Annotated in this window: 12 protein-coding genes; 7 read left to right on the forward strand and 5 right to left on the reverse strand. The window is 74.1% G+C overall.

What is annotated here, in order from left to right; translation table 11 throughout:
• Positions 1–8: 8 nt before the first annotated feature.
• From ACIBG6_RS02300 to ACIBG6_RS02310, 3 genes are all read right to left on the reverse strand, one after another.
• Positions 9–770: a thioesterase II family protein gene (locus ACIBG6_RS02300; RefSeq protein WP_399220583.1), complete on the reverse strand. Its 762-nt coding sequence runs from the start codon at positions 768–770 to the stop codon at positions 9–11.
• A gap of 183 nt (positions 771–953) precedes the next feature.
• On the reverse strand, positions 954–1229 hold the full coding sequence (locus tag ACIBG6_RS02305) for a hypothetical protein (RefSeq protein WP_399221160.1): 276 nt from the start codon (positions 1227–1229) through the stop codon (positions 954–956).
• 83 nt (positions 1230–1312) lie between these two features.
• Complete coding sequence (locus tag ACIBG6_RS02310; protein WP_399220584.1) at positions 1313–1912, reverse strand: RNA polymerase sigma factor; 600 nt, start codon at positions 1910–1912, stop codon at positions 1313–1315.
• Positions 1913–2243: 331 nt separating this feature from the next.
• Here ACIBG6_RS02310 and ACIBG6_RS02315 point away from each other — a divergent pair, with 331 nt between their 5' ends.
• Positions 2244–3329: an LLM class flavin-dependent oxidoreductase gene (locus ACIBG6_RS02315; RefSeq protein WP_399220585.1), complete on the forward strand. Its 1086-nt coding sequence runs from the start codon at positions 2244–2246 to the stop codon at positions 3327–3329.
• 46 nt (positions 3330–3375) lie between these two features.
• Here ACIBG6_RS02315 and ACIBG6_RS02320 read toward each other — a convergent pair whose 3' ends face one another.
• Both ACIBG6_RS02320 and ACIBG6_RS02325 read right to left on the reverse strand, forming a co-directional pair.
• The gene (locus ACIBG6_RS02320; RefSeq protein WP_399220586.1) at positions 3376–4470 is read right to left on the reverse strand and encodes a phosphotransferase; all 1095 of its coding nucleotides are present in this window, start codon (positions 4468–4470) and stop codon (positions 3376–3378) included.
• A 104-nt stretch (positions 4471–4574) separates the two neighbouring features.
• Positions 4575–5672: a prephenate dehydrogenase gene (locus tag ACIBG6_RS02325; RefSeq protein ID WP_399220587.1), complete on the reverse strand. Its 1098-nt coding sequence runs from the start codon at positions 5670–5672 to the stop codon at positions 4575–4577.
• Positions 5673–5944: 272 nt separating this feature from the next.
• On the opposite strand from ACIBG6_RS02325, the gene ACIBG6_RS02330 reads away from it, so the two are divergent.
• From ACIBG6_RS02330 to ACIBG6_RS02355, 6 genes are all read left to right on the forward strand, one after another.
• Positions 5945–6451, forward strand: a complete 507-nt coding sequence (locus ACIBG6_RS02330; protein WP_399220588.1) for a flavin reductase family protein — start codon at positions 5945–5947, stop codon at positions 6449–6451.
• Positions 6452–6511: 60 nt separating this feature from the next.
• Positions 6512–8002: an FAD-binding oxidoreductase gene (locus tag ACIBG6_RS02335; RefSeq protein ID WP_399220589.1), complete on the forward strand. Its 1491-nt coding sequence runs from the start codon at positions 6512–6514 to the stop codon at positions 8000–8002.
• 44 nt (positions 8003–8046) lie between these two features.
• A complete protein-coding gene (locus ACIBG6_RS02340; RefSeq protein WP_399220590.1) occupies positions 8047–9258 on the forward strand; it encodes an acyl-CoA dehydrogenase family protein in 1212 nt (403 codons plus the stop codon).
• The gene (locus ACIBG6_RS02345) at positions 9255–10958 is read left to right on the forward strand and encodes an AMP-binding protein (protein ID WP_399220591.1); all 1704 of its coding nucleotides are present in this window, start codon (positions 9255–9257) and stop codon (positions 10956–10958) included. The genes ACIBG6_RS02340 and ACIBG6_RS02345 overlap by 4 nt, the downstream gene beginning before the upstream one ends.
• A gap of 31 nt (positions 10959–10989) precedes the next feature.
• Entirely contained in the window at positions 10990–11481 is a 492-nt protein-coding gene (locus tag ACIBG6_RS02350; RefSeq protein ID WP_399220592.1) for a flavin reductase family protein, read from the forward strand.
• 63 nt (positions 11482–11544) lie between these two features.
• A complete protein-coding gene (locus ACIBG6_RS02355) occupies positions 11545–12528 on the forward strand; it encodes an LLM class flavin-dependent oxidoreductase (RefSeq protein ID WP_329625013.1) in 984 nt (327 codons plus the stop codon).
• Positions 12529–12534: the final 6 nt, after the last annotated feature.

Raw genomic sequence — 12534 nt, forward strand, 5'->3', positions numbered from 1 at the left:
GGTGCGGATCAGCGGGCACGGCAGGCGGCCGATACGAGGGCGAGGACCTGGTCGCTCGACTCGAAGGGGAAGAAGTGGCCGCCGGTGAAGGTCCGGACCGTGACGTCGGTGCCCAGCTCCCGCCAGCGCTCGACCTCCGTGGGCGGGGCCGCCGGGTCGTCGGAGCCGCCGAGGGCGATCAGCCGCACACCGGCCGACAGCGTGCCGCGGCTCCGGTAGGTCTCGGCCGCCTCGAAGTCGGCGCGCAGCACCGGAAGGAAGAGCTCCAGCCACTCCTCCTCGGCGAGCAACTCCGTTGGAATACCGCCCAGCGCGCCGAGGCGGCGGATGAACTCCTCGTCCGCGAGCCGGTGCATCGCGGGGGTGCTGCGGGGTACGTGGGGCGGAACACTGCCCGAAACGACCACCGCCGCCGGGGGGTTGGGCCCGTCCTGGAGGGCAAGGGCGAGTTCGTAGGCGAGCAGAGCCCCCATGCTGTGGCCGAACAGCACATAAGGAAGGTCGTCGGCCCGGCCGGCGATCGGCCCGGCGAGCAGCTCGCCGAGCCGCACGATCGACCTCTCGGCAGGCTCCGCCATACGGACCCCGCGGCCCGGGAGTCGAACCGGCACGACCTCGATTCCCGGGCCCACCGCGCCCTGCCAGTGCCGGAACGCCGACCCGTCCGCGCCGCCGTGCGGGAGACAGAAGAGCCGGGCATCGAGCCGGGGCGCTCCTGGACGTTCGGGGGGAAGCCACAGGTTCTCGGAGAGGACACTCACGGATTGCACGCACTTTCGTTCACCGGTGACGCTGCGTCACCCCAATGGATCTTTGGGTGCAACGATCACTCGGGCCGAAAGAAACGGATATCCGTCCGGTCGCACGTGCGACCTCGATGGCGGTGATACGTCACGGGCGTCCCGGCCTCCACCTGGTGTTCGTGGAAGCCGGGACGCCGGTGTCGGCCGCGGTTACTGCGTGGCCTTCGCCGCCGGGTGCGCCTTGGCGAGGGTGCAGACGCCGTCCGCGCACTGACGCTCCAGCCGGCCGCGCGAGACGGTCTGCGCAAGACCGACCAGCCAGCAGGTGGGGCAGCCGCGGAAGGCGATCAGGGCCAACGGCGCCGCCAGCAGGGTGGCCGGGCCGGCGACCGGCACGAGGGCGATCGAGCCGATGATCAGCCCGAAGCCGACGGCGCCGCGCGCCAGATGCCGCGGGACGGACGTGCTGGCGAAGTCCCTTACCAGTGGTGTGGGTTGGGTGGCCTCCGTGGTGTGTGTGGTGTGTGTGGTGTGCTCGGTGTCCCTTGTGCTTTCTGTGCTCACTGCGTTCACGGTCGCGGGTCTCCTCCGGTGGGTCGGTCGGCGGCTCGACCGGGCGCCTGGCCGGTCGTTGCCAGTGAGTGACGCAAGGTCGTGCGTGCTCTGTGCAGCCGTGACTTCATCGCGGCGCCGCTCAGACCGAGCGAAGCGGCGACGGTCCTGCCGGGCAGGCCCTGGATGTCCCGCATGATCAGGACCTGCCGCTGGTCACGGGGCAGGGCGCTGACCGCCGCCGCGATCCGCTCCACCTCCAGCCTGTGCAGCACCGCTTCCTCGGCGGACCGTTCCGCGGCGGCCTCCGGTTCGTCCGGGTGCTCGCCTCGCCGCGAGGCGAGCACCCGGACCTGCCGGAGGCATTCGTTGCGCACGATCCGGAACATCCAGGAGGCGAGCGCTCCGGTGGCCCGCAAGGTGCCGATCTTCCGGTAGAGGATGATCAGCGCCTCCTGCGCCGCGTCCTCCGCGTCCTGAGGCGAAGCGCACAGGGACGCGGCGAACTTGCGCACGTGCGGCTGGGATTGCACGACGACGGTGGTGAGCGAGGCGACGTCGCCGTCCTGAGCGGCCTTGATCAGCCGTTCGTCCGGCCAGGAGAAGCGTCGGTTCATGGGTTACTCATACTCGGAAGGCCCCCCGTGGCGCGCGCCGGTCAGCCTCGGCTCCGGTAGCGGCGCATCAGATGCCAGCTGCACGCGCCCACGAGCAGGGCTCCGATCACGACGATTCCGGTGACCATCATGGGTGTCTCCTCCTGGTTCCGCCGGCCCGTTCGACCGGTACGCACATAGGAGGCGGGGAAGCCTGGAAAGGATTCACCATCGTTCCGGGATCTCCGGGATCTCCGGGATCTCCGGGACCTGATGGGCAGTGGTCGGTCGAATTTTCTTCCCTACCATGTGACTCGGGAATGTTGCCGACCGGCTTTCCGTTGTCGCGGGCATGACTGCGTCCAACAGCGAATTCATCCGTGGCACCGCGCGGGGCACGGCGCCCGTCCCCCTGTCCGTACTCGACCTGGCGGCCGTCGGCGAGGGCACCACGGCCCGGGAGGCGCTCCAGGCCTCGGCGCGGCTGGCCCGACTGGCCGAAGCCCGCGGCTTACTCCGGTACTGGGTGGCCGAACACCACTCGATGCCGGGGATCTCCAGCAGCAGCCCGGCCGTCATCCTCGCGCACCTGGCGGCCCAGACCCGGACCCTGCGGCTCGGCTCCGGCGGAGTGATGCTGCCCAACCACGCCCCGCTCGTGGTCGCCGAGCAGTTCGGCACGCTGGAGGCGCTCGCGCCGGGCCGCATCGACCTCGGCCTCGGGCGGGCCCCCGGCACCGACGGCGCCACCGCGGCGGCGCTGCGGCGGGCCGGCGGACCGGAGAGCGACGACTTCCCGGCCGAGGTGGCCGAGCTCCTCCGCTTCCTCCGCGACGACTTCCCCGACGGACACCCCTACCGGCGCATCCACGCGGTGCCCGGGCCCGTGCAGGGCGAGGTGGGACAGCCGCAGGTGTGGCTGCTCGGCTCCTCCGGCTTCTCCGCCCGCCTCGCGGGCCGGCTGGGCCTGCCGTTCGCCTTCGCCCACCACTTCTCCGCGCGGAACACCCTCCCCGCGCTGGAGCTGTACCGGTCGAGCTTCCGGCCCTCCGCGACCCTGGCCGAGCCGTACGTGGTGCTCGGCGTCTTCGCCTTCGCCGGGGACGACGCGGCGGAGGCGCGACGCCAGGCGCTCACCGGGGCGCTCGCCACGGTACGGCTGCGCAGCGGCCGGGCGGGTCTCGTCCCGACGCCCGAGGAGGCCGAGCGGCACGTCTTCACCGAGCAGGATCGCGCGGTCCTCGGCACCTGGCTCGACAACGCCCTGTACGGCACGGCCGACGAGGTCAGGGCCGGCCTGGACGAGCTGCAGAAGCGGACCGAAGCGGACGAGCTGATGCTCGCCATGAACTCGCACGGCCCCGACTTCCGCGTGCGCTCCTACGAGCTCATAGCCGACGCATACGGCCTGCCGGCCGACACGACGGCGGCGGGCTGACGCGCCGACGCCGGGCCGGTGCGCCGGCCCGGCGTCACGACACCCCCTAGTACCAGGGGCGGGCGTCGTGCGTGGGCAGCGGACGGAGCTTCGGCCAGCGTACGAGCAGGCGGTCGGCCAAGGCGGAGCTGAGGCGGCCGACGGCGTGGAGGTGGTCGTGGTCGCGGGTCATGTCGGCGACCACGCCCAGGCGGTGGACGAGCCGCTCGCGGGCGGAGGCGTTGCCCCACTCGAAGTCCTCGGCGGGCACCCGGGCGAGCTGGTCGGCCGTCCCGCGGTGGGCCCGCTCGACGAGCGCGTCGCCCTGGATCAGCCAGCCCGCGCACGCGTCGGCGAGGTCACCCGGCACGTCCTTCCCGGTGAGGCCGCGCCAGGTGGACCGGTAGACGTCCTCGACCTCCGTGAGCGGGGTCGCGGTGACCGACATGGCACACCAGCAGGTGGGGAAACCGATGCGGAAGTAGGCCAGCTCGGTCAGGCCGTTGCCGAGGGAGGCCCGCTCGAAGTCGACGAAGCGCACGCCGTCGGCGGTGCGCAGATCATTGCCGGGGCAGGGGTCGCCGTGCAGCAGCGCATGGTGCGGGGTGGGGTCCAACCGCTCGAGGAGACCGTCGAGTTCATCGGGAACCGTGGACGGTACGGGCACGTCGAGCGCCCTGGCCAGGGCGAGGAACGACTCCGCGTCGGCGGCCGTGGGCCCCGACGCGACCGGCAGCGCGCCCGCGTCGGCGGGCCCGGTCAGGGCGTGCAGCCGGGCGAGCGACTCGGCGTACCCCGGCATCCAGTCGTCCGTCCTGCCGAGGTCGTCCAGGTGCTCCATGACCATCACCCGCGAGGACGGGTCCGTGGCGAGCACCGCGGGAGCCACACCAGGCCCGGGAGCCACGGCGGGCCCGGAGGCCACGGCGGGCCCGGAGGGCCGCCCCGCCAGGCGCAGCCCGGCGACCTCCCGCGCGAAGCGAGTCTGCGCGTCGGCGCCTGCGTCCCCGTCGTCGGTGATCTGCTTGACGATCACGAGCCGCCGGTCGGCCAGCCGCACCCGCCACACCCGTGACCGGGGGCTGCTGTCCAGGAGTTCGGCCTGCTCGGGGGTGCCCACGGTGGAGAGCAGCGCCTCATGGAACGGAACACGGTTCGGCATGCCGACGAGCGTAGCCGGAGCGTCGCACGCGCGAGCGAGCACCCTGGCCCGGCCGAAGTCCGCCCAGGCCGTTTCCGGAAAGTGCGGCTACGGCCGCGGCGTCGTCATGAACCCGCCGCGACCGTGACCCGCCAGCCGTCGTCGGCGAGGCGGCGGCGGACCGCCTCGGCCGTGGGGGCGGGGGCCGCGAGGAGGGCCGAGAGTTCCGTGTCCGTGTCGGACCAGCTCAGGCTGATGCCGTCCGCGTCGATGCCGGAGCCCTCCGCCGCGTCGATCAGCCGGTCCACCTCGCCGGGTCCGCCGCCGAGCGGGACCGTCAGCGTCACCCGCTCCACGGGGACCCGGCCGCCCGGCTCGTACACCGACTCCCAGCCCTCCCTGCCCCGCTCCAGCAGGTCCTCGAGCGAGGCCAGGGCCTCCTCCGACTCCGGCCCCGACACCTCCAGCGCGTTCAGCGCGCGCGTCAGCGCCTCCAGGTCCTTGCGCAGGTCGCCGAGGATCTCCGCGATCGCCGGACCGTTGGACCGGACGATGTCCGTCCACAGCGTCGGAGCGCCGCCGGCGACCCGGATCACGTCCCGTACGCCCTGCCCGGCCAGGGCGAGCGCCTCCCGGGACGCCCCGCCGAGGCGCGCCGCCATCAACGCCGCCACGAGGTGCGGCGCGTGGGAGACGAGGGCCACCGCCCGGTCGTGCACGCCCGGCTCCATCACCAAGGGCACGGCACCGCACAGCGCGACCGCGGCGAGCACCCGGTTGAGCGTGCCCGACGAGGTCTCCGGGTCGGGGGTCAGGACCCAGGTACGGCCCTCGAACAGGTCGGCACGGGCGGCCAGCGGGCCGGACCGCTCGCTCCCCGCCATGGGATGGCCGCCCACATAGCTCGGCCGGTGCACTCCCGTGTGCGAGACCGCCAGCGCCGTCGCGGACTTGACGCTCGCCACATCGGTGTACGCGTGGGCCAGACCGCGGCCCTGCTGGTCCGCCAGCACCTGCGCCACCCGCGTCGGCGGTACGGCGACGACGGCCAGGTCGACCGGGCCGGGAGGTGCGCCGAAGACCCCGGCCCCCCGCGCCGCGGCCACCCGCGCCGCCGACTCGTCCGCGTCCAGCAGGTGCACATGGACGCCGCGGCGGGTCAGCGCGAGTCCCATGGACGTGCCGATCAGCCCGGTCCCCACCACTGCCGCAGTGCGAATCACTGGTTCCCCCCTCATGGCCGGATCATCGGTGCGCGGGAGCGCCCGCCCCGGCTCCACGCCCACCGGCGGCCGCTCCACCTCCGCGACCGTCGCAGTCTGACCGCAACCGGGTGCCCCGTACTCGGCCGACCGCGCACGGCAAGTGCCGCATCAGCGCACTTCGGGCATACGCGAACGCGACAGAGCGCATGCGCGGGGACAGCACAGTCGCCCGGCGGCCGCCCCTTAACTTGCTCTCGCCAAGGGCCGACAGCGAACGAAGGAGGAACGCCGTGGAACTCGATCTGCGCACGGTGATGCGGCACTTCGCCACCGGCGTCGGAGTGGTGAGCACCTGGACCGAGGCACCGGACGGCCCCGGCCCCGACGGGCGTCGCCACGACGCCATCACGGTCAACTCGCTCGTCCCCGTCTCCTACGACCCCCCGCTCGTGTCGCTCTCCCTGCGCCACGGATCGGCCTTCCTCGCCGACCTCCTCGCCTCCGGGCGGTGGGGCGTGTCCATCCTGGCCGCGGACGGCGCGGACACCGCCCGCCGCCTCGCCGGCTCCCGGGAGAGCCGGACGGAGGCGCTGGCCGCCCTGCCGGCAGCGCCGGGACCGCGCACCGGAGCGCTGCTCTTCGAGGGGTCCGGCTGGCTGGAGTGCGCGCTCGCCGACTCGTTCACCGTCGGCGACCACCTCATGGTCATCGGCACCGTGCTGGCCACCGGAGTGCGCGCACCGCAGGACCCCCTGGTGTTCCTGCACGGGGCGCTCACCCCCGCCCCCGGCCCGTGACCCCGACCGCCCCCGACCTCGACCCCGTCCTCGTATCGCCATCTCGCCAGGGAGAGCACCATGACCGAACCGCCCAGGAACGCGTCCGCGAGCCCCGCGCTGCGCAAGGCGCTGGACGCGGCCGCCCGGATCCTCGGCGAGGACCGGGTGCTGCGCCCCGAGGACGACGAGCGGGCGACCCGGCTCCTCGGCCCCAACGCGAGCCTCTTCCGCGCCCGCCGGATCGCCGCCGTCCTGCGGCCCACCGGCGCCGGACAGGTCCCCGAGCTCGTCGAGCTCTTCTCCAGGGAGACCGAATCGGGCAGCCTCCATGTCGTCAGCACCGGCCGCAACTGGGGCCTGGGCTCCCGCGAACCGGCCGACGACGACGTGGTCGTCCTCGACCTCGGCGGCCTCGACCGGGTCCGTGAGCTGGACCTGGAGGCCGGCTGGGCGGTCGTCGAGCCCGGTGTCACCCAGGGCCATCTCTCCCGGCTCCTCGCCCACACCCCGCGCCTCGTCAACGTCACGGTCTCCGCCGCCGCCACGAGCGTCCTCGGCAACGCCCTGGACCGCGGCGTCGGCCTGCGCGGCCAGCGCACCGACGACCTCGCCGGCCTGGAGGTCGTGCTGCCGGAGGGCGAGACCGTACGGGTCGGCTGGTGGCCCACGGCGGACCGCACCGCACCGGTCTACCCGCACGGTCTGGGCCCGTCGCCGCTGCCGCTCTTCGTCCAGTCCTCCCTCGGCGTGGTCACCGCCGCGGTGATCCGGCTGCCGGCCCGGCCCGAGGCGCTGCGCGTGGTCCGGCTCGACTTCCCGCAGTCCGCGCTGAGCGCCGCGACCGACGCCGTACGCCGCTGGGTCGCCCAGGGCCTCACCCGCGGCGTCCCGCGGATCTACGACCCGGCGGCCGCCCGCTCGTACGGCGGCACCGAGGGCGAGTTCCTGGTGCACCTCCCCGTCGACGGCACGGCCGAGGCCGTCGAGGCCCTCACGGGCATCCTGACCGCCGAGGCCCGCCGTACGGGCCTGTTCACCCAGGTGACGGCCACGGAGGCGATCGACCCCGCCCACCCGAACCACGAGGTCGCCCGGCTGGTGGAGCGCGGATACGCCGGCGACCCCGACATCGCCGACGTCCTCTTCCGGGCCAAGATGGGCGTGCCCGCGGACCGTGTCGACACGGAGGCCGGGTTCGTCTTCTTCCTCCCGCTGCTGGCGTTCACCGGCGCCGACGTCTCCCGCGCGGACGGGCTGCTGCGGGAGGCGGCCGCCGCGACCGGGACCCGCCTCTCGGCGACGCTGCACCTCCTCGGACCCGACCTCATCGACTGCGTGGTGGCGATGAAGTTCTCCCGCGAGGGGGACGCGCCCGAGCGTGCCCACCGTGCCCTCGACCTGCTCCACACCTCGTTCGCCGACGCCGGCTTCGCGCCGTACCGGCTGGACGTCGACCACGCCCACCGGCGCGACGCCCTCGCCGTCGATCCCGGAGCCCTCGCCCTGACCCGTCGGCTCAAAGCCGTACTCGACCCCAACAACGCCATAGCGCCGGGACGTTACCGCTGACCGCGGAGACCACCGGACACCAGTGAGACAGGGGACTACAGCACATGGTCACTTCACAGGAGGTCGCCGCCCGGCGTCCCGAACCCACCCGGCCGACCACTCCGGAGGAGCTGCTCAGGCGTGCCGAGGACCTCGTCCCGGTGCTGCGGGGCCTCTCCGACGACATCGAACGGGCCCGCAGGCTGCCCGACACGGTCGTGGAGAAGCTGCGTGACGCGGGCGTCTTCCGCATGGGCGTGCCCACCGAACAGGGCGGCCCGGGCCTCGACTCCGTCCAGCAGACGGAGGTGGTGGAGACCCTCGCCCGCGGCGACGCCTCCGCCGCCTGGTGCGCCATGATCGGCATGGACACCCCGCTCTACGCGCAGTTCCTGCCCGAGTCCGTCGCGCGGGAGGAGCTGAGCGACCCGGACGCCATCACGGCCGGACTGATCCTGCCGCTCGGCCGCGCCGAGCGGGTGCCCGGCGGCTACCGGGTCACCGGACGCTGGGGGTTCGGCAGCGGCATCACCCACGCCGACTGGGTCGTGGCCGGCTGCTTCGTCCACCAGGACGGGCGGCCCGAGGCCGGACCCGACGGCTCGCCCCGGCACTGGCGCATCATGCTCGCCCGCCGCGACGCGTTCGAGGTCCTCGACACCTGGCACACCACCGGCCTCGCCGGTAGCGGCAGCAACGACTACCAGGCGAAGGACCTCTTCGTCCCCGAGGAGCACTCCTTCAGCCTGGGCGCCCCGCGCGTCGAGGGGCCGCACTCCACGGCGGAGGCGATCCTGCGCAACATGCCCGGCGTGCCGCTCGGCGTGGCCCGGGCCGCGCTCGACCACGTACGGGAGCTGGCCGCCGGCCGCACCGATCGCGCCGCCGCCACGCCGTGGGCCGACACGTACCGCGTACAGATGGCCATCGCCGAGTCCGAGATGGAGCTCGGCGCCGCCCGGCACGCCGTCTACGGCAGCCTGCGCAGGCAGGCGGAGATCCTGGAGAAGGGCGGCGAGATCGGCCGCGACGACCGTGTGGACACCGTCCTCGCGCGCGTCAACGCCTTCCGGGTGGCCCGCGCCATCGTCGCCCGCCTCTACGACCTCGTGGCGACGACGGCCGTCTACCGGCCTTCCCCGCTCGACCGCTGGCTGCGCGACCTGACGACGATGCGCCAGCACGTCATCGCCCAGGACCAGGTCCTCCAGTCGGCGGGCGCGCACCTGCTCGGCGGCACCCCGTCCAACCCCTTCAGTCTGGGCATCGTGGCATGAGCGGACACCCGTGCGCGGAGACCGGCGGACCATCCGCCGCCACGGCCACGGCGGACCGGGCGGAGGGGGAGCAGGGGGCGGACCGGTCCGAGTTGAGCGGCGGGCCGCTGCCGGCACCCGCGGTCGGCACGCTCGGCGAGGCGCTGCGGCGCGCCGCGCGCACCCCGCACGGCGTCGTCGTCATCGACGGCACGGGCACGGCCGTCCGCAGGTCGTACGCCGAGCTGTACGAGGACGCGGCCCGGGCGGCGGCGGGGCTCGCCGCCGCGGGTGCGCGGCCCGGCGCGCGGGTGATCCTCCGGACGGACCGCACCACCGACCTGCTCACCGCCTTCTGGGCGTGCGTGCTCGGCGGGCTCGTCCCGCTGCCCGTGGCGTACGGCTCCGGCGCCGACGGACTCGCCGAGGCGGTCGACGCCGTCGGGGAGGCGTGGCTGCTCGGCGACGAGCCGACCGGCCCGCACCCTCCGGGGCTGCGCCCGCTCGGGCGGGTGGACGCGGGGGACCGCACGACCACCGGCGTCCGCGAGGCGGTCGGGGAGCGGCGGCCCGACGACCCGGCGGTGCTCACCCTCACCTCCGGCAGTGGCGGCCGTCCCAAGGCCGTGCCGCTGACCCACCGTCAGATACTTGCCCGGGCCCACGGAACCGCCCTCGCGCGGGGTCTCGGCCCGGACACCCGCAGCCTCAACCGGATGCCGCTCGACCACGTCAGCGGGATCGTCATGTTCCACGTGCGGGACGTCTACCTGGGCTGTCACCAGGTGCACGCGGACGCCGGATGGGTCCGCGCCGACCCCCTGCGCTGGCTCGACGTCGCCGAGGCCGAGCGGATCGACACCACCTGGGCGCCCAACCGCGTCCTCGCGGTCCTCGTCGACCGGCTCGCCGAGGAACCGTTACGGTCCTGGGACCTGAGCCGGCTCCGCTATGTGATGAACGGCGGCGAGGCGGTCAAGGACCGCGTCGTCCGGCGCTTCGTCGAGGCGCTCGCCCCCCATGGACTGCCCGCCACCGCCGTGCACCCCGGGTGGGGCATGCCGGAGACGGCCTCCGGCGTCGTCGACAGCGTCTTCCGCTCCGCCGCGGGTCCTCCCCGGCGCCATGTGCCGGTGGGGAGACCGCAGCCCGGCGTCTCCGTCCGGGTCGTGGACGAGGCGGGGCAGGTGGTGCCGGCGGGGGTCGTCGGACGGCTCCAGGTCACCGGGGCGCCGGTCGCCGACACGTACCTCGTGGGCGGGGTGCCACGCCCGGCACCGCTCTCGGACGACGGCTGGCTCGTCACCGACGACCTGGCCTTCGTGGCGGACGGCGAACTCACCGTCACCGGCCGGGCCGACGGCCTCATCGAGGCCGGCGGCACCCGGTGGCACGGCCACGAGATCGAGGATGCCGTCGAGGAACTCCCGTGCGTGCTCCCGTCCTTCACGGTCGCCCGCCGCCTCGCCGCAGACGGAACGGACGCCACGGACGGTACGGGCTCCGCCTGGCTCACGGTGTTCTTCCGCCCCCGGCCGGGCGTCTCGCCGGACGAGGCGGCGGAGCGGGTACGCGAGCGGGTACGGCACCGCTTCGGGGCCGGCCGGGTGCGCGCCGAGGCCCTCACCGAGGCTCTCACCGAGCGCGAAGCGCCCAGGACCGCCACCGGAAAGCTCCGCCGCTCGGCCCTCGCCGCCCGCCGTCCCGGCACCCCGGACTGACCACGTCCCTTCCCCCACCGAGAGGCCTGACATGTCCCCGGACCTGACCGCGACCATGCGCACCTTCGCCACCGGAATCTGCGTCGTCACCACGTACGAGGAGGAGGGGGACCGACGGCGCCACGACGCGGTGGCCGTCCGCTCCTTCACCTCCGTCTCCCTGGACCCGCCGCTCGTCTCCCTCGCCGTCCCCCGCGACTCCGAGGTCCTCGCGACGCTGCTCACCACCAAGGTCTGGGCCGTGTCGATCCTCGACGTCGCCGGCATCGACATGGCCGAGGCCCTGGACGGCGACCGGGAGACCCGGGCCAGAGCCCTGCTCACCTGCACGGCCTCGCCCGGGGAGCGCACCGGGGCGCTGGTCCTCGACGCGCCCGGCTGGCTCGAGTGCACCCTGTACGACCGCCACGACACCGGCGACCACACGGTCCTGATCGGGGAGGTGCTGGCCACCGGCGGCCGGCACCGGCGGCCCCCGCTCGTGTTCGTCAACGGCGGCCCGCGCGCGCTCTCCGAATCCTGACCCGGGCACCGCGCCGCACCCGGCAGACCTGACCGCAACCACTTCGAACTCCGAGGAGAAACAGTGAAATTCGGCATCTGGCTCGACTTCCGCAACCCGGCCGGGTGGCGGCGGCCCTGGACCGACGTCTACGAGGAGACGCTGTCGCTCGCCACGGACGCCGAGACCCTCGGGTTCGAGTCCGTCTGGCTGTCCGAGCACCACCTCACCGACGACGGCTACCTGCCCTCCCTCTTCCCGGCGCTCGCCGCCATCGCCGCCCGCACCAGCCGGGTCCGGCTCGGCACCGCGATGGTCCTCGCCGGCCTCACCCATCCGCTGCGGCTCGCCGAGGACGCGGCCGTCACCGATCTGCTCTCCGGCGGCCGGCTGGAGCTCGGACTGGCCCCCGGCTACCGGGAGAAGGAGTTCGAGGCCCTCGGCTTCGACCGGGCCAAGCGGGGCGCCCGTACCGAGGAGACCGTGGAGATCCTCCGCCGTGCCTGGACCGGGGAGCCGTTCTCGTACGCCGGGAAGCACTTCGCCCTCGACGACGTCGTCGTCACCCCGGTCCCGCAGAGCCCGCCGCCCGTGTGGATCGGCGGCGGGAGCGAGGCCGCGGCGCGGCGGGCGGGCCGCCACGGGCTGCGCTTCCTGCCCGACCTCGGCACCCCGCCGGAGATCCTCGACCTGTACCGCCGCACCCTCGCCGAGCACGGGCACGATCCGGCCGAGTTCGGCCTGACGGCCATCGTCACCCCGGGCGTCTACGTCTGCGAGGACGCCGAGGAGGGCTGGCAGGAGATCAGGGAGCACTACTGGTACCTGCTGAACAAGTTCCAGGAGTGGTTCGGCAACCCCGGCCTGCCGTCCGTGGACGACCTGCCGCGCGAACTGTTCCTGGTGGGGCCGCCGGACGTCGTCGCCGAGGGGCTGCGCGACCGGATCAAGCCGCTGGGAGACGTCGAACGGATCATCTTCTTCGGCCGGGCGCCGGGGCTGCCCGCCGACCGGGCCCGCCGCTCCCTCGAACTGTTCGCCGAGCACGTCCTCCCGCAGTTCGCCTGAGCGCGC

Source organism: Streptomyces sp. NPDC050842 (assembly GCF_044456565.1).
Classification (GTDB): Bacteria; Actinomycetota; Actinomycetes; order Streptomycetales; family Streptomycetaceae; genus Streptomyces.